An 18,859-nucleotide genomic window follows, 5' to 3' on the forward strand; every position below is an offset into this window, starting at 1 on the left:
CACCCCGAAGGGTGAGGGCCTCTGTCATGCGGGTGTCAGCTGACCAGCTTGCGACGCGACCGGAGCGCGAACGCGAGCCCACCGGTGAGCAGCAGGGCCGCTCCGCCGAGGGCGATGCCCCAGGGCAGCTCCGCGCCGGTCGCGGCGAGGGCGCCGCGGCTGACCACGGTGACTCCTACCGAGATCGGATCCTCACCCGCGGCCGTGATGACGAGCCGGTGCGCGCCCAGGTCGAAGTCGGCCGGGATCGCGATGGCGAACGTCGTCGTGCCCGAGGCGTTCGCCGCCGGGATGGCGCCGACGACGATCGGGTCACTGAACAGCGTCGCGCTGATCTGCTGGCCCGGGTCGAGGTCGGACACCGTCACGCTGAGCGTGCCGCCCTGCTCGATGCGTCCGCCGTTGCTGAGCGCCACGTCGGCCCAGGTTCCGCCCGTCTGCACTCCCGCTGCCGGCGGGGTGCCACCGGGGTTCACGGGCGTCGGGGGAGTGCCCGGACCGGTGTTCGGCAGCGTGGGCTGCGGGCTCGGGGTGCTTGTGCTCACGATCGCGCGGCCCACCGGAGCGGGGTCGACGGTCTCCATTGCCTCGAAGTAGTCGAGGGTCGCCTCGAGGTCGACCTGACCGGTGTCGGTGCGGTCGGTGCCCTCGCTAAAGGTGGTGAAACCGTCGCCCCCGTTCGCGAGGAACGAGTTTGTCACGACCGTGAAGGTGTCGGTCGGCGCGATCGGCTCACCCAGGTACGACATCGACACGATCCGACCGCTGCGCGGGGTGTCCTGCACGTACTCGTACGTGAAGCCCTCCGAAACGCCCAGGTGGAGCTTGGGGCGATCGCCCGTCGCCTGCCACTGCTGCTGGAGGATCTCCTGGATCTGTGCACCCGCCAGGGTGACAGTCACGAGCGTGTTGGCGAACGGCTGGACCACGGCCGCCTCCTTGTAGGTGACGATGCCGTCCTCACCCTTGAGCAGGTCGGCACGGAGGCCACCCGGGTTCATGAGCGCGATCTGCGCCGGCGTACCCGTGTAGGCCTCATTCGACGTGGCCCAGAGGTAGACATCGGCGACCCAGTTGCCCATCGACGATTCCACGCCTCGGTCGGCACCCGGAGGAGTACCGCCGCGGAGGATGTCGCCGCTGATCTGTCCGACGGGCTCTGCTCCGATGACATCCGAATCCGCGACGTAGTCCGCGACCTGCGCGGCGATCTCCTCGTCGATGGGGTAAGCGCCCTTGAGCGGGAAGGTGCTGCCTTCGATCGACAGGAGCTCCTTCGACGCCGAGTCGACCTTCAACTCGAGCTGACCCATTGCCTTGCCATACTCGGAAGCCTGGATCACCGGGCGTGTCTGACCATCCGTGCCGTCGATCGCAACCTCGCACGCGTACGTCTGGTGCGTGTGAGCCGAGACGATCGCGTCGATCTCCTCGGACACGCCGGTCGCCAGCGCGCCGAAGCCCGCCTGATCGGCCGCGAGAGCGGCACAGTCATCGGAAGTCGCGGCTCCGGAGTGCGTGAGCAGGATGATGACGTCGGCCAGTCCGCCCTCGGTCAGCTCTCCCGCGACGCGATCGGCCGCTTCTGCCTGATCGCCGAACTCGATGCCGGCGATTCCGGCCGGGTCGACCATCTTCGCCGTGTCCGCGGTCACGGTGCCGATGAACGCCACGCGCACGCCATCGACGGTCTTGATCGCGTACTCCGGGAGAACCGGTTCACCGGTCTCGGCGTCGTAGACGTTGGCGCCCAGGCCATAGGCCTCGCCCAGTTCGCGCTGCGCTGCGGTGACGTTCTCCGGGTCGGTGTTGCCACCGAAGCGGGGGATCACGCGGTTCAGCAGATCGTCGAATCCACGGTCGAACTCGTGGTTACCGACGGCGCTGACGTCGAGACCCGCGTCGACGAGCGTGTCGATCGTGGGGTTGTCCTGCTGGATGAACGACGTGAACGTCGAGGCGCCGATGTTGTCTCCGGCGGACACGAACAGGGTGTTCGGGTTTTCTGCCTCGATCGCGTTGACGGCGCCGGCGACGCCCGCGGCACCTGCCTCCGTGGCGGTTCCGGTGCCTGCTTCCAGACGACCGTGGAAGTCGTTGATGGTGAGCACGTTGATCTCGGTGATGCCGTCATCGATGGCGAACAACGTCGTCGTGCCCGACACCTCGTTGGCCACCGCCAGCATCGGCTCTCCGGTCGACGAGTCTTCCGCCGAGATGAACTCGAGACCCTCGGCACCGAGGTCACCGGCGTTCGGGAGGTCTTCGTCACCGCTGAATGCGAAGTCGCGGTTGTTCGCGTAGGTCACGTACTCGGCGTTCTCGGGGTCCGTGATGTCGTAGACCATCACGCCACCGACCCGCTCGAGTCCGATGAAGGCGTAGGTGCGGTCGCCGACCTGGCCGATAGCGAGGTTCTCGGGCTCCGGGCCCTTGTCGTCGCTGCGGTTGTCGAAGTTCGACTCGGCGTGGGTCGAGTTGAAGTTGTCGGGAAGAACGTCGGCCGTGATCTGCTCGAAGTCGTCGCCCGAGTTGAAAACGAGCTCGCCATCGGTCGACCAGATGGCGAAGCCGCGCCCGCCGAAGGCGTACAGCTCGTCATAGCACTGCGCGGTCGCGTCGAAGCCCAGGTCAGTGATGACGTTCAGACGTCCGAGGTCGACGTCATCCGTCTGAGCGCTGAGCGGGCTGTCTGCGCAGATCGGACCCTGGCCGTCGTCCGCGAGGTCGGCGACGCGTGCCTCATCGCTGAAGTCGCCGAAGTCTGCGCGGGCGTCACCCTCGTTCGCGGTGACGAGGAAGGTCTCGCCCGCGGTCTGGTACGCGTTGAGGCCGTCAGGCATGTAGACGCCGAAGAGGTCCTCGTAGGTCGCGATGTTGATCGCGTCATCGTCGTTGCTCGCGTCGAGACCGTTGCCCTCGACGCCGCGGTCGATGTAGCCGAGCGGCATGATGTCCGTCACGGTCGCGGTGGTGAGGTCGACGACGGCGACCGAGTTCGCCTCTTGGAGGGCTGCATACGCCGTGGAGCCGTCGATGGCGATGAACTCCGGCTCGAGGTTGCGGCTGACCCGGTTGCTCGAGAGTGGCGCCGCACCCTGGTCGGGGGCGGCGACGTCGGGTCCGAACACGCGCACGCCGTCGGGGAGAGCGTCGCCTTCGAACGCCTCGAAACCGGCGATCTTGACGGCGGCCTGGGCGGGAGAGGTCTTCGTTGTCGGCAGGGTGACGACGCCGATCGAACCCTCGGGGTCGGTCGAGAAGGTGTCAGCGGGCTCGCCTTCGTTGGCGACAACCGCGTACGTTCCGTCTGCCGAGATCGAAACCATGTCGGGCAGAGCGCCGACGACGACGCTGCCCAGGATCGTGGGCGCCGCGGCGTCCGCGTCGAAGAACACGAGGCGTCCGGGCGCCGTCTTGTCTTCGGCCTGGAATGCGATGACACCGAGTCCGTCGGAGCGGACGGCGAGCGAGTTCGCGACACCTTCGGCGGTGATCGCGTAGAGCTCGGTCGGCACGGCGGGGTCGGAGATGTCGAGCACGGTGACGGAGCCTGCCCGTGCGTTCACGACGAACAGGCGGTCCCCGTAAGCGTGAACGATTTCGGCGGCGGACTCGTCGAAGGTGCCCGTCTCGTGAGTGCCGACCGGGGTCAGGGTGAACGGGGCGTCTGCGACCGCGTCGGAAATGGGCGTGGGGACGATCGCGGCGGAAGCCGCGCTGGCGCTCGACAGGGCGAGTGCGCAGACCGCTACTGTCGTCGCGGTGAACGCGACGGCGCGGCGGAAGGGGTGGATAGGCATGCGTGTCCTCGGTTAGGGATGAGCGGGGGTACGCGCCGGGAGCTGAAATCCGGTCTCTGCCAGACTCGCCGCCCGCGGTGTACGGCGGATGAACGGAGAGACACCGTTCGGCAACGCTCGACGGCGCGCGTGGGGGCGGGCAGGATCGAGGGTGACCCCGCAGCATCCGTTCGATGGAGGACGCCATGACCGACGAGACCATCCTCACCGAGACGCGCGGGCGGGTCGGCTGGATCACCCTGAACCGTCCCGAGGCCCTCAACGCCTTGAACTCGACGCTGATGCGGGAGGTGGTGGCCGCGGCCGAGGCGTTCGACGCCGATCCGGGGATCGGCGCGATCGTCGTGACCGGTTCGGCCAAGGCTTTCGCGGCCGGCGCCGACATCAAAGAGATGGCGGACAAGACGGCGGTCGAGATGGCCCTCGACGACCGCTTCGGCGCGTGGGGTCGCTTCGCCGACGTCCGCACCCCGACGATCGCAGCGGTCGCCGGCTATGCCCTCGGCGGCGGGTGCGAGCTGGCGCTCATGTGCGACCTCATCATCGCGGCCGATTCCGCCCGTTTCGGCCAGCCCGAGATCACCCTCGGAGTCATCCCCGGCATGGGTGGATCGCAGCGCCTCGTCCGCGCGATCGGTTCGTACAAGGCGGCCGACCTGATCCTGACGGGACGGATGATGGATGCTGCCGAGGCCGAGCGCAGCGGAATGGTTTCGCGCGTCGTGGCCGCCGACCAGCTGCTCACCGAGGCCGCCGCGGTCGCGGAGACCATCGCCGAACGCTCGCTCCCCGCGCTCTACGCTGCGACGGCGGTGATCGATGCCGCCCTCGAAACCAGCCTCGCCGAGGGGCTGCGGTTCGAGAAGCAGGCCTTCGCCGCCCTCTTCGCGACCGAGGACCAGAAGGAGGGCATGGCCGCCTTCCGTGAGAAGCGCGCTCCGCGCTTCGAGCACCGCTGAGCTCGCACGGGCCCCGGGCTTCCTAGAATCAGAACGTGGTGACGGCAGGAGATGCGGGCCCGCGCGGCCGCGCGCCGGAGCCGAAGCGGTACGGGCGCTTCACCCGTGCGCAGTGGATCTCCGCAGCGCTTCTCGGCGCCGGAGCGCTGGTGGTCGCGGCTGCCGTGGTCGTGCTCATCGCGCGTTCCGTGATCGGGCTCGAGCCGGTGCGCGACTTCGTCGCGACCTACCCCGGGGAGTACGCGCTTCCCGCCGCTGCCCCGATCGGCATCCCGGCGTGGTTGGGCTGGCAGCACTTCTTCAACACCTTCCTGCTCGTGCTGATCCTGCGCTCGGGCTGGACGGCCCGCTACGGGAAGCGGCCCCCCGTGCTGTGGTCCTCGCGCCGCGTCAAACGTCGCAAGATGAGCCTCACTGTGTGGTTCCACCTCGCTCTCGACGCACTGTGGATCGTGAACGGCGTTGTCTACGTGGTGCTGCTCTTCGCCACCGGCCAGTGGGTCAAGATCGTGCCCACGTCGTGGGAGGTCGTGCCGAACGCCGTGTCCGCCGGCCTGCAGTACCTCTCGCTCGACTGGCCCACGGGCAACGGCTGGGTGAACTACAACGCCCTGCAACAGTTGTCGTACTTCGCCATCGTCTTCCTGGCCGCTCCGCTGGCGATCGTCACGGGCGCGCGCATCAGCGTCTACTGGCCGCGCAAGGCCGAGCGGCTGAACCGTCTGCTGCCGTTCGACGCGAGCAAGCGGGTGCACGTCGCGGTGATGGTCTTCTTCGTCGCGTTCATCGTCGTGCACGTGGGCCTGGTGCTCGCCACAGGGGCGCTTCGCAACCTGAATCACATGTACGCCGCGCAAGACACGGTGAGCTGGACCGGCTTCTGGATCTTCGCGGCGTCACTCCTCGTGATCGCCGCGGCGTGGGTAGCCGCTCGACCGGCCCGCCTGATCCCGCTCGCCCGTGTGTTCGGCGACGTCGTTCAGCGCTGAGGACGGATCACTCGGATGCTGCGCCCGCGGCGTATCCGGCGGCATAGGCCTCGTCGGCGCCCAGGCGGAACATGTCGCGCTCGGCCGGGCGCACGATCGACCGCGCCCCGGGCAGCTCCAGCGAGCCCACGAGGTCGGCGCGCCCTCGGACGACGGCGACGGGGAGGCGGGACGCCTTGCCCTTCACCAGGTCGGCGGCGGCCGCGATCTCGTCGGCCACGCACGGCATCGTGACCACCAGCGGGCGGCCCTCAGCATCCGATGCCCCGCGGAGATCCTCGAACACTGCGACCCCGCCGGCGCCGATCGCACTGTCGGTCTGACCCTCCCGCCACGCGCGGCCCAGGGTGTCGGAGATGAGCACACCGACGAGCGCTCCGGTGCGGGCACGCAGCCCCTCGGCGAGCAGGCGGGCGGAGGAGTCGGGGTCTTCGGGCAGCAGCAGCACCGTGCCTTCGGGGGTGTTGCTGGCGTCGACGCCGGCGGCGGCCGAGACGATGCCGAGGCGGTTCTCCACGATGCGGGTCGCATGCCCGGTGGGGGAGGTGCGCGTGGCGACGAGGCGCACGGTCTCGGCGGTGATCGCGTCTTCGCGGTCGCTCGCCTCGATGATGCGGCCCTCGGCTTTCGAGACGATCTTGCTCGTGACCACGAGGATGTCGCCGCTCTGCAGTTGACCGCGTGCCGCATCCTCGATCACGGCGACGAGGTCGGTGCCGGGCGTGATCTCGGCGATGCCCTCGAGGGCCCAGATCTGCAGCACGTCAGCGGACGAAACGCACCTCGGTGAGGGTCTCACCGAGGAAGGGCTCCTCCTGCGAGGCGCCGTCGAGCACGAAACCGTTGCGCGCGTAGAAGCGGTGCGCCCGCGGGTTGTCCTCGGCGACCCAGAGGTACACCGGCTCATCCGCTCCCACGGCGGAGTCGAACAGCTGCTGGCCGATTCCGGTGCCGTGCCACGCGTCGAGCAGGTAGATGAAGTACAGCTCGCGGACGCTCGGAGCGTCGGCGTCGCGGGCGGGTCCTGAACCGACGAAGCCGACGATGTCGCCGTCGACGAGGGCGGCGCGCATGCGGTAGTCCTCGCCCTGCGAGGCCCAGTGCGTCCACAACTCCGCCATGCGGCGGGCCGACACGCGCTCGAGCGCGGCCTTGCTGATGAGGTGGTCGTAGGTCTCGTGCCAGCACGTGGCGTGCACGCGGCCGAGGGCTTCGGCGTCCACGTCGCGAACCGGTCGGACGACGATGTCGGTCGGGATCTCGATCGGAGTCTCGGGGCTCATGGGCAGACTCTACGCGCGCCTCGGGGGGCCCGGGAAATCCGCGGACGGACGGATGCTGAGGCGGTGTGCGGCCGGTCGAGGGTTGTGCGAATTCCACAACGGAATCCGGCTCTGCGCTGTCATCTGACTACGATCGCGGATCGTGAACGTGATCTGGCGCACCCTCCTCGTCATCCTCCGCGCGCGGCTGCACCGCCGTCGCCACCCGCTCGCTCCCACTGCGGTCAGCCGTATCCGGGTGACGACGCTGCCGACCGACATCGATCTGCTGCGCCACATGAACAACGGGCGCTACCTCTCCCTCTTCGACCTCGGTCGGTGGGACCTGCTCATCCGCACGGGGCTCGCCGACGCGACCCGTCGACAGGGGTGGTATGCCGTGGTCTCGAACGAGACGATCACGTTCCGCAAGTCCCTCAACCTCTGGCAGAGCTTCGTCATCGAAACGCGCTTCCTGGGCCACGACGACCGCGCGTTCTTCCTCGAGCACCGGGCCGTCGTCGACGGCGAGATCTATGCCAGGGCGATCATCAGGGCGCGGATGCTGCGCCGCGCGGGCGGCACGGTTCCGCACGACGAACTGTTCGCCGCGATCGGGCGCCCGGAGGGCCTGCCCGAGGTCGAGCCGTGGCTGCACGAGTGGGCCGCAGCATCCACTCTTCCCTCCACCCGTCGGCCCGCGCCGAGTATCTGGCACTGAAGCGGGGTGCCGCGGCAGTGCGCGCGCGGCCCCGATCTAGGGTGTGATCATGTTGCTCCCGGTTCCCTCCGCCGATCTCGCCGAGCGTGCTGTCGACCTTGCCGGGCGCTGGGTCTCGGCGGCCGCCTCCGAGCCGACCGACGCCTCGGCCGAACGCCTCGCCGGCGTGCTGCGCGACCCGCAGGGCCTGCCGTTCACGGTGGGGTTCATCGACGGGGTCATGCGCCCCGAGAGCCTCGCGGCCGCAGCGACCCGCCTCAACCGGATCGCCCCGCTGGTGCCCGATTTCCTGCCCTGGTACCTGCGCGGCGCCGTCTACGCGGGCGGTGCGGTCGCCCCCGTGCTGCCGATGCCGGTCGTTCCGATCGCGCGCCGGGCCCTGCGGGAGATGGTGGGCCACCTCGTCGTCGACGCGCGCCCCGAGAAGCTCGGCCCAGCCCTCGCGGCCTTGCGCGAAGGCGGCGCCCGCCTCAACGTCAACCTCCTCGGCGAAGCGGTGCTGGGCGAGAAAGAAGCCCAGCGGCGTCTCGAGGGCATCCACGACCTCATCCGCCGGCCCGACGTCGACTACGCCTCGGTCAAGGTGTCGGCGATCATGTCTCACATCTCGATGTGGGCGTTCGACGACCTCGTCGAGCAGGTCGTCGAGCGGCTGCTGCCGCTGTATCTGACCGCGGCGACCTCGACGCTGCCGACCTTCATCAACCTCGACATGGAGGAGTACCGCGACCTCGATCTCACGATCGCGGTCTTCACCCGGTTGCTCGAAGATCCACGGCTCGCGCAACTTGAAGCCGGGATCGTGCTGCAGGCCTACCTGCCCGACTCGCTCCCCGCGCTCCGCGAACTGACCGCCTGGGCGCGTCAGCGGGTGGCCGGCGGGGGAGCGCGGATCAAGGTGCGCCTGGTGAAGGGCGCGAACCTCGCGATGGAGCGGGTCGACGCGACCGTGCACGACTGGCCGCTCGCGACCTACGGCAGCAAACTCGACACCGACGCCAACTACCTCCGCTGCCTGCAGGAACTGCTCGAGCCACGCTCGATGACCGCGGTGCGCGTCGGCATCGCCGGCCACAACCTCTTCGACATCGCCTACGCGTGGGAACTCGCGGGCGAGCGCGGGGTGCGCGACGCCGATCCCGCCGAGGGTGAAGACGAAGTCGCCGGGCGCAGCCCGAACCTCGAGATCGAGATGCTGCTGGGCATGGCTCAGGGGCAGGTCGCCGCGGTCGCCGCCGACGTCGGACACGTGCTGCTGTACGTGCCGGTCGTGCGCCCCGACGAGTTCGACGTGGCCATCAGCTACCTCGTGCGCCGCCTGGAGGAGAACGCTTCGGGGGAGAACTTCCTCTCCCGCGCCTTCGATCTCGCGAGTTCGCCCGAAGCGTTCGCCGAGGAGCGCGACCGCTTCCTCGCATCGCTCGAACGCGCGGCCGATCCCACGCTGCCCACCGGACCGAATCGGCATCAGGATCGTGGACGCGTCGCCGACGCCGCGCCGCCGGCCATCCTCCGCGACCCCGCGGCGGCCGCCCCCGACGCGGCCGAGGCCGGGCTCACTCAGGCCGTGCTCGGTATCGCGCGCGACTCCGCAGCATCCGACCCCTCCCCTGTCGAACAGATCGTCTTCGGGGGGCAGGCCTTCGTGGAGACGGCCGTCTTCGCCCCTCGCGAGTCGGGCGTCGCCGAGGGTGCTCCGGGCTTCCGCAACGTCGCGGACTCCGACCCCTCGTTGCCGGCGAACCGGGTGTGGGCGCGAGAGGTTCTGGCGCGGATCGAGACCTCCGACCTGGGTGTCAGCACGATCGCTGCCGCCCGACTGAACGGCGTCGACGCCCTCGACGCGGCCATGGCACGCGTGAGTGACGCCGCCTCGCGGTGGGGAGCGCTGCCCGCCGCCGAGCGATCGGCCGTGCTGCAGAGTGCCGCCCGGGCGCTGCAGGACCGCCGCGGGGCGCTCATCGAGGTCGCCGCCTCCGAGACCGGCAAGGTTTTCGCGGAGGCCGACGTCGAGGTGAGCGAAGCGGTCGACTTCGCGAACTACTACGCCGCCACCGCGCGCGAGTTGGACACCGTGGGCGGGGCGGTCTTCGTTCCCGCGCGGGTGACCGTCGTCGCACCGCCGTGGAACTTCCCGATCGCGATCCCCGCCGGGGGAGTGCTCGCCGCGCTCGCCGCCGGCTCCGGCGTGGTCTTCAAGCCCGCACCCCAAGCGCGGCGTACCGCCGCGGTGGTGGCCGAAGCGCTCTGGGCGGCGGGTGTTCCGCGTGACGTGCTCGCCCTGGTCGACCTCGATGAGGACGAGCTCGGGCGAGCCTTGATCGAGCACCCCGCGGTCGACCGCGTGCTGCTCACCGGCTCGTGGGAGACGGCGCAGCTGTTCCGCTCGTGGCGACCCGACCTGCCGATCCTGGCCGAGACGAGCGGCAAGAACGCGGTCATCGTCACCGGCTCCGCCGATCTCGATCAGGCTGCGGCCGATATCGTGCGCAGCGCGTTCGGGCACGGTGGCCAGAAGTGCTCCGCGGCGTCACTTGCGATCCTCGTGGGTCCGATCGGGCGCTCGAAGCGGTTCGCCCAGCAGCTCGTCGATGCCGCCACGACGCTGCGCATCGGGTCGCCGGCTGATCCCCAGTCCGAGGTCGGGCCGCTCATCGAAGAGCCCCGCGGCAAGCTGCGGTGGGCGTTGACCACCCTCGGTGACGGCGAGCGATGGCTCGTCGAACCGCGCGAACTCGACCTCGAAGCCGACACCGATGGCCGCTACTGGACCCCGGGCATCCGCACCGGTGTGCAGCCGGGATCGCGGTTCCATCGCGAGGAGTTCTTCGGCCCCGTCCTGGGCATCATGCACGCCTCGTCGCTCTCCCAGGCGATCGAGTGGCAGAACGCCGTCGCCTACGGACTCACCGCCGGGCTGCAGACGCAGGATCCCGATGAGCTCGAACTCTGGCTCGAGCGGGTCCAGGCCGGCAACCTCTACGTGAACCGGGGGACCACCGGCGCGATCGTGCAGCGCCAGCCCTTCGGGGGATGGAAGCGATCGTCGGTCGGCCCCGGCGCGAAGGCCGGCGGACCGAATCACCTGGTCACCCTGGGGTCGTGGAAGGCCACCTCCGGCGGCGCCGTGTCGTCGACTCTGCACCTGCGTGGTCTCGACTCGCGGCTGACCTCGCTCATCGAGGCTGCCCAGCCCACGCTGTCATACGAAGCGTTCGAATGGCTGCGCCGAGGGGCGTTGTCGGATGCGATCGCCTGGGACCGCGAGTTCGGCCGAGTGAAGGACGTCTCGCAACTGGGCGTGGAGCGCAACCTGTTCCGCTACCGGCCGGCGCCGGTCGCCGTGCGGGCGACGGGCGACGCACCCTGGCAGGCCGTCCTGCGCGTCATGCTGGCGGGCCTGCGCTCGGGATCGGATTTCTCGCTGAGCTCACCCGTCGGGCTGCCCGGTGACGTGCGCCACGTGCTGGGAGACCTCGGCGTCGCGGTATGGGTGGAGACCGACGCCGAGTGGCTGGAGCGCATGACGGGCGCCGGCGACGCGAGCGCTGCGGAGGAGCCGGTCGGCCCCCGTCCCGGCCGCACCCGCTTGATCGGCGGCGTCGAGGCGGTCGGGATGCTGCGCGCCGCCCTCGCGGAGGCGAGCGCGGGCGACCCTGACCTCGCCGTCTACGCCGACGAGGTCACCACGGCCGGGCGCCTCGAACTGCTGCCGTTCCTTCGCGAGCAGGCCATCTCGATCACGGCCCACCGCTACGGCAACCCGGATTCTTGGAGCGATGGTGTCATCTGAAGCAGGGTCATCTGCGGCCGGATCGATGGACCTCGTCTCGTGGCGCGCCGAGCTGGGCGCGGGCCGCCTGCACCCCGACGCCGCCCGCGCGGTCGGGGTGCTGCTGGGTGGATCCGCGTTCGACACCAGCGTCTTCGCTCTGCCGGGGGTGCAGCGCCGCCGGCTGGTCGCCGAGGCCTCGAACCCGGAGGCGGCCGACGCGCTCGAGCAGCGGCTGTTCATCGACCCCTACGTCGCCGAGGTCGAAGCATCCGTTCCCGGCGGCGATGACGTCCGCGAGCTGCGCGCAGATCGATTGCTCCTGCGCGAAGTGAGCCTGGCCCGCCAACGGTTCCAAGAAGACGCCCAGAGCCTCGCGCACGGGGCGCTCGACACCGAAGCGGTGCTGCTGGGCACCGAGGGCGCGGTGCAGGTCGCGGAGGGCACCTTCCCCGCGTACGCCCCGAGCGGGTTCGACCTGGGGACGATCTGGGGAAGCCTGCTGGTCGCCGTCGCGCAGGCGATGGTCGAGGGGCGTGCCGAGGATGCCGAACAGGTGCTGCTCCTGCCGATCGAGCTCATCGACTGGTTCGAGGCGGAGTACACGCGTCGGTGGCCCGAGCGGGTCGACACGCGGGTCTACGGCGACGACATCCTCTCGATCACCCTCCGTCGCATCCGGTCGGACGCGGCCATCTACGCCGCCCTCGAGGCCGTCCGCCGCATCGTCGGGTCGGGCCCCGAGCTCGCGGCGCTGCCCGCGATCGACCGCACCGCCCTGGTGCGACGTGTGCTCGACGCTGCCCGCACGCTCGGCGTCGCGCGCCTCATCGACCCCGACCCCGCGCGCCTGACGAAGCTGCTCCGCGAGCCCCTGCTCTCCTGACGCCCCGCGCCCCCACCCCGCGCCCCCTTTCTCCCCGCCTCGCGCCCGGCCCCAACCCCTTTTGCCCTGCCCCGCATCTCGTCGCCCGCCCCCATTCGCCCAGAACGTGCGTTCTCGTCGAACGAACACGTTGTCGAGCGCGACGAGGTGCGGTCTCGCCGAGTACGTGCGGTCTCGACGAGGAGGCGAGGACGCGAGGAGAGGAGTAGGGACGAGGAGGGGGGAGAAGCAGGGGAGAGGATGCTGTGTGCGCTCGCCGCCTGGGCGGGTGCGGGTGCACAATGGAGACGGCGTGCCCGGGTCTGTCTCGCTGGTCCACCCTCGGGAGAGGGCGGACGTAGCGCGCCGCCGGGCCAGTGGACAGCGTCCGCCGCCCCTTCGCTGAGGAGCACCATGTCCACCCAGGAATCCGCCGCACCGGTCACCGAGTCCGCGCGCATCGCGCAGCACCGCCACTACCTGATGTGCCGCCCCGAGCACTTCACCGTGAGCTACAGCATCAACCCCTGGATGCAGCCGAGCCTGCCCACCGACACCGGCTTCGCCGTGCGCCAGTGGCAGACCCTGTACGACACCTACCTCGCCCTCGGCCACGAGGTCGAGCTCATCGACCCGATCGACGGTCTGCCCGACATGGTCTACACCGCCAACGGCGGCTTCGTCATCGACAACGTCGCGTACGGCGCGAAGTTCCGTTTCGCCGAGCGCGCCGCCGAGGGTCCCGCGTTCATGGACTGGTTCCGCGACCACGGCTACACCGTCGCCGACCCGGTGGAGGTCAACGAGGGCGAAGGCGACTTCCTGCTCGTCGGCAACACGATCCTCGCCGGCACCGGCTTCCGCTCGACCGGCGACAGCCACCGCGAGGTCGGCGAGGTCTTCGGCCGCGAGGTCGTGTCGCTGACGCTGACCGATCCCCGCTTCTACCACCTCGACACCGCCATCTCGGTGCTCGACCCGGTGGAAGGACCCGGCGGCGTGGAGCGCGCCAACATCGCGTACCTCCCGGGCGCTTTCGACGAACGCAGCCGCGGCATCCTCGCCGAGCGCTACCCCGACGCGATCCTCGTCGACGACGCGGACGGCGCGGTGTTCGGGCTCAACTCCGCCAGCGACGGCCTGAACGTGCTCATCTCCCCGCGGGCGAAGGGCTTCGAAGCCCAGCTGCGCGAGCGCGGCTACAACCCGGTGCTCGTCGACTTGTCCGAGCTGCTGCTCGGCGGCGGCGGCATCAAGTGCTGCACCCTGGAGCTGCGCGGAGGCACCCGGTGAGCTTCTCCGTCGATGCCGCCACCGAGCGGATCATCGCCGAGGAGGACGCCCACCTCGCGCACAACTACCACCCGCTGCCCGTCGTCATCTCCCGCGGTGAGGGAGCCTGGGTCACCGACGTCGAGGGCAAGCGCTACCTGGACCTGCTGTCGGCCTATTCGGCGCTCAACTTCGGTCACTCGCACCCGGCGATCGTCGTCGCCGCCCGTGAGCAGCTCGATCGTCTGACCCTGACCAGCCGCGCCTACCACAACGACCAGCTCGGGGCCTTCGCCACCGCGCTCGCCGAGCTGAGCGGCAAAGACCTCGTGCTGCCGATGAACACCGGCGCCGAGGCCGTCGAGACCGGCATCAAGGTCGCCCGCGCCTGGGGCTACCGGGTGAAGGGCATCGCGCCCGACGCTGCGACCATCGTCGTGGCGAACGGCAACTTCCACGGCCGCACCACGACGATCGTCGGCTTCAGCGACGACCCCTCGGCGCGCGATGGTTTCGGCCCCTACGCGCCCGGATTCGTGCACGTGCCGTACGGCGACGCCGCCGCGATCGCCGCCGCGATCGATGAGAACACCGCAGCCGTTCTGCTCGAGCCGATCCAGGGCGAAGCGGGTGTCGTGATCCCTCCCGAGGGATACCTCCGCGCGGTGCGTGAGATCTGCACCGAGAACAACGTGCTCTTCATCGCCGATGAGATCCAGTCGGGTCTCGGGCGCGTCGGCACGACCTTCGCGTGCGACCGCGAGGGCGTCGTCCCCGACCTCTACCTCCTCGGCAAGGCGCTCGGCGGGGGCATCCTCCCCCTGTCGGCCGTCGTCGCCGACCGCGATGTGCTCGGAGTGATCCAGCCGGGCGAGCACGGCTCCACCTTCGGCGGAAACCCCCTGGCCGCGGCCGTCGGGGTGCGCGTCGTCGAGATGCTCGCCTCGGGCGAGTTCCAGAAGCGGGCCACGGCGCTGGGCGAGCACCTCGCTGTCAAGCTCGACGAGCTGGTCGGTCATGGCGTCACCGGCGTGCGCGTCGCGGGCCTGTGGGCAGGCGTCGACATCGACCCGGCGCGCGGGACGGGTCGAGAGATCGCCGAACGGATGCTGGCGCGCGGGGTGCTGGTGAAAGACACCCACGGTCAGACCATCCGCATCGCACCGCCGCTGGTGATCCGGGCGACCGAGTTGGATTGGGCGGTCGAACAGCTCAAGCACGTGCTCGGCGCCTGAGCGGCAGCATCCGCTCGAAGCGTTCTGCCCCGTCGGCGCAGAAACCGCCTGCGAGGCGGCAAACTGCCTGTTCTCTTCCTGGTCTGCCGCCTCGGCCGCTGCTTCGCTGAGTATGCGAACACCGGCACGCGATGGGCGGGCTGGAAGCAGAATGCGAGGTGTACCCGTGGACTCGCCTCTTGGTGATTTCCTCCGGGCCCGACGGGCGGAGATCCGGCCCGAAGAAGTGGGTATCCGAACTCTGTCGGTACGACGTGTGCAGGGACTGCGCCGGGACGAGGTCGCCCAGCTCGCCGGCATCAGCACCGAGTACTACCTCCGCCTCGAACGAGGGCGGGGACACCATCCCTCCGACCAGGTGCTGCGGGCCCTCGCGCGCGCTCTGCGTCTCGACGCCGGCGGTCTCGAGTACATGACCCGACTCGTGCGCATCCAGTCCGGATCCCTGCGGCCCACCGAGCCGCCCGAGCTGCGCGATGCGATCGAGTCGAACCTGGCGAGCCTCATGGGGCAGTGGACCTCCACCCCGGCGTACTTCACCGACCGCAACATGCGCGTGGTGTTCCGCAACGACCTCGCCGAGGCGATCCTGCCCGGCTCGGTCTCCGCGGGCTCGAACCTGGTGCTCAAAGTCTTCAGCCGCGACTGGCGCTCCTCCGACCTCGATTGGGAGAAGTCGGCGCGACGCTTCGTCTCCGCGCTGCGCTTCTACGGCGACCCGCACGACCCGATGCTGCAAGACATCGTGGGCCTCCTCTCGATGCGGGTTCCCGAGTTCCGCCGCCTCTGGGCCGCCCACGAGGCCGCCCCGCTCAGCGCCGGCACCCTGCGGCTCGATGTGGCGGGCTTCGGGCACGTCGAGTTCACACAGCAGTGCCTTTCACTCACGGGAGACGAGAACCATGTCCTCACCGTTCTGCACGCCGAGCCCGGGTCGACGGCCGCGGATGCGGTCAGGATGCTGAGGGCGGCACAGCCCGCGTCGGGTTCACACTCCCTCGCAGACCTCCAGCGGACCGCGTGATCGCCGCGGGCTGGGGCGAACCGTCGTGAGCGACGCAGACCGTTCGGACCCGCTGCGGTCCGCCCTCCTGAGGGTGCTCGATTCGTTGCCCGAGGTGGCCATCGTCGCGCATGACCGCTACTTGACGATCATCGGCTCGACCGCACGTGCGCGGCTGCTGCACCCGTACTTCCGCCCGGGTGTCAACATCAGCCGGTTCGTCTTCCTCGACGACCCGCCCGACACCGGGGTCGAGCGCGCGCCCTGGTACGAGGCGACGGCGTCGGCCCTGCGGTCATCGATCGCCCGCCACTCCGAGGACTCGCACTTTCTCGACCTGCTGGGAGAGCTCGCGGCGGGCAGTGATGCGTTCACCGAGACGTGGGCTCAAGAATCCCGCGACACTCCTGCCTCGGTGGTCTCGTTCGACCATCCCTCCCTCGGCGCCGTCCGGCTGCTGCAGACCGCCCTCCCCCTCGGAGGGTCGTCGTCGGACACTCTGATCATCTGGACGGGGGCTGACGATTGAGCAGCCCCTCCACTTCAGCCGCGATCATCTCGGCGTGAGGGTTGCCCGGGTACTTTCCGGTGATGGCCCGAACGGCGGCCACCTCGATCTCTGCGGCATCGCGGTCGCCCTGCGCCATTCGGAGGGCGGCGCGCAGCGAACGCGCGCGGGCGATGGGGAGGTCCATGCGGTGCGACTCGCCGATGCGGAAGAGGGCGTCGAGTGATGGCTCTGCCCGGTCGAGCCGGCCGAGGGCGATGTTCGCCCGGGCGTTCTCCTCGAGGGCCAACGCCCGGGTCACGTTGATCTCCCACTCGTCGTCCCCGGAGGGCGTGTAAGTGGTGACCTCGAGGATCTCAGAGGACGCCTGGGCTGAGGATTCGAAGTCGCCCAGCGCGCGTCTCAAGGACGCCTCGAGAGCGCGCGCTTGGAGCAGCGCTCCGTAGTGCTCGGGGCCGGAAAGCCCGGCGAAGGCCGCCTCGACGTGCTCCAGCCCCGCTTGCACCTGCCCCGTCGCGAGGCAGATCCATGCGGTGGCGACCCTGGCGGTCGAGATGAGCGCTTCGTCACCGACCGACTCGGCGAGGCGGAGGGACTCCTCAGCCGCTGCAAACCCCGCGACGGGGTCTCCGCGCTCCAGCATCCAGGTCCAACTGAGGAACGCCGAATGACGCGCGATGATCCGCGGATCGCCGAGCGCGCGGGCCGAGCGCAGCCCCAGTTCGTTCAGATCATGCCAGCCGTCCCATTCCGCGGTGGCTTGGGATACCGGCTGGAGACCGCCCACCACGAGGTCGACGGATTCGTGATCGCCGCTGTCAGCGACACGCCGCAGAGCCGGACGCCAGTTCGCCGCCTCGACGATCACCCAGTTGCGCGAGAACTCCTGGCCAGGAGTGAGAACCGTGATCGAAGCCCCAGGGACCTTCCAGTGCTCGGGGATCGGGGTGCGACCCGTGGGGGACATCCAGGCGTTGGCAACCTCCAAGGCGCAGGCGAGTAGCCAGTAGGTCAGCCGCTCGCGTGCCCCCTCGACGACGGCGGGGTCGTCGAGCTGCAAGCGCGAAGCGGCGATGAGGCGCACGAGGTCATGCAAGCGATAACGGCTGCCACTTCGGGATTCCACGAGGCTGAGATCGACGAGGGTCTCCAGCCCGTCCTCCGCCTCGCTCACCGATATCCCGGCGGCGACGGCGGCGGTCGTGGCGTCGAAGGCGGTCGAATCGATGAGGGCGAGCGAACGGAAGAGGGCGGCCTGCGAGGCTCCGAGATCGGCGTACGACGGGGCGAAGGCGGCCTCGACGGAGAGGTCACCGGCGACGAGGAGGGCGAGGCGCCGCTCTTCCGACTGCATTCTCGCGACGTAATCGCCCGCCGTCGTGGCCGGACGGCTCGCGATCCGATTCGCCGCGATCCGCAGCGCGAGGGGTACGCCGTTGCAGATCGCCGCGAGCTCGGAGATCTGCTCCCGCGTGCGCTGTGCAGCCGGGATGACGCGCTCGAGGAATTCGACGCTGCTGCGGTGCTGCAACGAATCGAGGCTGAGGCGCGTGGTCGCCTCGAGCCCTGCGATCGTGCGCCGCGAGGTCACCAGGATCGCGCCGCGCTCCGCTGCGGTGAGCACCGGTCGCACCTGGTCCTCGGTGGCGACGTTGTCCAGGATCACCACCGGACGTTTCGCCGCCGCGATAAGAGACCACCGCGCGATCGCCGCGGCGAGATGCTGCTGCGGCTCCACGATGTCGTCATCGATCTGCATCAGTATGCTGCGGATCACCTCCAGGGGCGTGAGGGGATCGCGACCCGCTTTGGAGGCCTCGACGAAGGCGGTATCGGAGTCGGGCGATAGGCGGGCCGCCGTTTCGATCGCCAGGGACGTCTTGCCGAAACCCGCCGGCCCCGTGATCACCGCGACAGCGCCGGGTCGTGCGAGTGCTGCTTCGAGCTGTGCGACCTCCTCGTCGCGACCGACGAAATCGGCGAGGCGAGGCGGCCGGATGCCCTCGAGCAGGTCCGCGGGGGGTTGCAGGGCGGAGGAGGAGCTGTGCACGAGGTTCGCCGTCGCCGCCTCGTCGAGCCCGAGGCCGCCCGCCAGCGCGCGCAGCGTGGCTGCTCGCGGGGCGACAGTCACGCCGCGCTCGATATCGCTGATGCCGCGCACGCTCACGCCGGCCGCCTCCGCCAGCTGCTCCAGCGTCATGCCGGCGTCCGCGCGCAGTCGCCGGATCAGGTCGGCTGCACGCTCATTGTCGGCCACTCGTTCTCCCCAGCACGTTGACCGCCACCTCGAAGGATCGCCGAAGGCGTCGTATCGCGATGGTCGGGTCGGTCGGGCACATTCTCGGCCTCTTCCGCGTGCGGTGCAACTCGAAAGCGACGCGAGTTCTTCCCGCCGGCGCGCAACGAGGCGGCATGCTGGCCCCGCCCCGCAGGAGGAGTTTCGGTCGGGAGGAGGACTCTCCGGTCGGAA

At 69.9% G+C, this 18,859-nt stretch carries 13 protein-coding genes; 9 read left to right on the plus strand and 4 right to left on the minus strand.

What is annotated here, in order from left to right; translation table 11 throughout:
• Positions 1 to 35 precede the first annotated feature (35 nt).
• The gene (locus ACFXP5_RS11515) at positions 36 to 3,803 is read right to left on the minus strand and encodes a choice-of-anchor I family protein (protein ID WP_394544706.1); all 3,768 of its coding nucleotides are present in this window, start codon (positions 3,801 to 3,803) and stop codon (positions 36 to 38) included.
• Positions 3,804 to 3,988: 185 nt separating this feature from the next.
• Here ACFXP5_RS11515 and ACFXP5_RS11520 point away from each other — a divergent pair, with 185 nt between their 5' ends.
• Both ACFXP5_RS11520 and ACFXP5_RS11525 read left to right on the plus strand, forming a co-directional pair.
• The gene (locus ACFXP5_RS11520; RefSeq protein WP_394544707.1) at positions 3,989 to 4,762 is read left to right on the plus strand and encodes an enoyl-CoA hydratase; all 774 of its coding nucleotides are present in this window, start codon (positions 3,989 to 3,991) and stop codon (positions 4,760 to 4,762) included.
• A 35-nt stretch (positions 4,763 to 4,797) separates the two neighbouring features.
• A complete protein-coding gene (locus tag ACFXP5_RS11525) occupies positions 4,798 to 5,751 on the plus strand; it encodes a cytochrome b/b6 domain-containing protein (RefSeq protein WP_394544708.1) in 954 nt (317 codons plus the stop codon).
• 7 nt (positions 5,752 to 5,758) lie between these two features.
• Here ACFXP5_RS11525 and cofE read toward each other — a convergent pair whose 3' ends face one another.
• Positions 5,759 to 6,514 (minus strand): coenzyme F420-0:L-glutamate ligase, encoded by a 756-nt coding sequence (cofE, locus tag ACFXP5_RS11530; protein ID WP_394544709.1) that lies wholly within the window; start codon positions 6,512 to 6,514, stop codon positions 5,759 to 5,761.
• A 1-nt stretch (position 6,515) separates the two neighbouring features.
• Positions 6,516 to 7,034 carry a GNAT family N-acetyltransferase gene (locus ACFXP5_RS11535; RefSeq protein ID WP_394528469.1) on the minus strand — a complete coding sequence of 173 codons (519 nt, stop codon included), beginning with the start codon at positions 7,032 to 7,034 and terminating at the stop codon, positions 6,516 to 6,518.
• Between the two features lie 142 nt (positions 7,035 to 7,176).
• Between ACFXP5_RS11535 and ACFXP5_RS11540 the strand changes: the two genes are divergently transcribed.
• From ACFXP5_RS11540 to ACFXP5_RS11570, 7 genes are all read left to right on the plus strand, one after another.
• Positions 7,177 to 7,734 (plus strand): acyl-CoA thioesterase, encoded by a 558-nt coding sequence (locus tag ACFXP5_RS11540; RefSeq protein WP_394544710.1) that lies wholly within the window; start codon positions 7,177 to 7,179, stop codon positions 7,732 to 7,734.
• 49 nt (positions 7,735 to 7,783) lie between these two features.
• A complete protein-coding gene (locus tag ACFXP5_RS11545) occupies positions 7,784 to 11,527 on the plus strand; it encodes a proline dehydrogenase family protein (protein WP_394544711.1) in 3,744 nt (1,247 codons plus the stop codon).
• On the plus strand, positions 11,514 to 12,392 hold the full coding sequence (locus ACFXP5_RS11550; RefSeq protein WP_394544712.1) for a hypothetical protein: 879 nt from the start codon (positions 11,514 to 11,516) through the stop codon (positions 12,390 to 12,392). Before ACFXP5_RS11545 ends, ACFXP5_RS11550 begins: the two co-directional genes overlap by 14 nt.
• A 393-nt stretch (positions 12,393 to 12,785) precedes the next feature.
• Positions 12,786 to 13,664 (plus strand): dimethylargininase, encoded by an 879-nt coding sequence (gene ddaH / locus ACFXP5_RS11555; protein ID WP_394528465.1) that lies wholly within the window; start codon positions 12,786 to 12,788, stop codon positions 13,662 to 13,664.
• Positions 13,661 to 14,878, plus strand: a complete 1,218-nt coding sequence (gene rocD, locus ACFXP5_RS11560; RefSeq protein WP_394544713.1) for an ornithine--oxo-acid transaminase — start codon at positions 13,661 to 13,663, stop codon at positions 14,876 to 14,878. The genes ddaH and rocD overlap by 4 nt, the downstream gene beginning before the upstream one ends.
• Positions 14,879 to 15,044: 166 nt before the next feature.
• The gene (locus ACFXP5_RS11565; protein ID WP_394544714.1) at positions 15,045 to 15,902 is read left to right on the plus strand and encodes an MmyB family transcriptional regulator; all 858 of its coding nucleotides are present in this window, start codon (positions 15,045 to 15,047) and stop codon (positions 15,900 to 15,902) included.
• A gap of 25 nt (positions 15,903 to 15,927) precedes the next feature.
• Positions 15,928 to 16,410, plus strand: a complete 483-nt coding sequence (locus ACFXP5_RS11570; protein WP_394528462.1) for an MmyB family transcriptional regulator — start codon at positions 15,928 to 15,930, stop codon at positions 16,408 to 16,410.
• On the opposite strand, the gene ACFXP5_RS11575 is transcribed toward ACFXP5_RS11570, so the two are convergent.
• The gene (locus ACFXP5_RS11575) at positions 16,385 to 18,646 is read right to left on the minus strand and encodes a helix-turn-helix domain-containing protein (protein WP_394544715.1); all 2,262 of its coding nucleotides are present in this window, start codon (positions 18,644 to 18,646) and stop codon (positions 16,385 to 16,387) included. The two genes, ACFXP5_RS11570 and ACFXP5_RS11575, sit on opposite strands and share 26 nt — an antisense overlap.
• Positions 18,647 to 18,859 lie beyond the last annotated feature (213 nt).

The sequence above is a fragment of the Microbacterium hanjuni genome (genome assembly GCF_043556395.1).
Taxonomy (GTDB): Bacteria; Actinomycetota; Actinomycetes; order Actinomycetales; family Microbacteriaceae; genus Microbacterium.

Coding starts and splice junctions, on each gene's coding strand:
- ACFXP5_RS11515 (WP_394544706.1), bottom strand. CDS start 3,803: ATGCCTATCCACCCCTTCCGCCGCGCCGTCGCGTTCACCGCGACGACA.
- ACFXP5_RS11520 (WP_394544707.1), top strand. CDS start 3,989: ATGACCGACGAGACCATCCTCACCGAGACGCGCGGGCGGGTCGGCTGG.
- ACFXP5_RS11535 (WP_394528469.1), bottom strand. CDS start 7,034: ATGAGCCCCGAGACTCCGATCGAGATCCCGACCGACATCGTCGTCCGA.
- ACFXP5_RS11545 (WP_394544711.1), top strand. CDS start 7,784: ATGTTGCTCCCGGTTCCCTCCGCCGATCTCGCCGAGCGTGCTGTCGAC.
- ACFXP5_RS11550 (WP_394544712.1), top strand. CDS start 11,514: ATGGTGTCATCTGAAGCAGGGTCATCTGCGGCCGGATCGATGGACCTC.
- ddaH (WP_394528465.1), top strand. CDS start 12,786: ATGTCCACCCAGGAATCCGCCGCACCGGTCACCGAGTCCGCGCGCATC.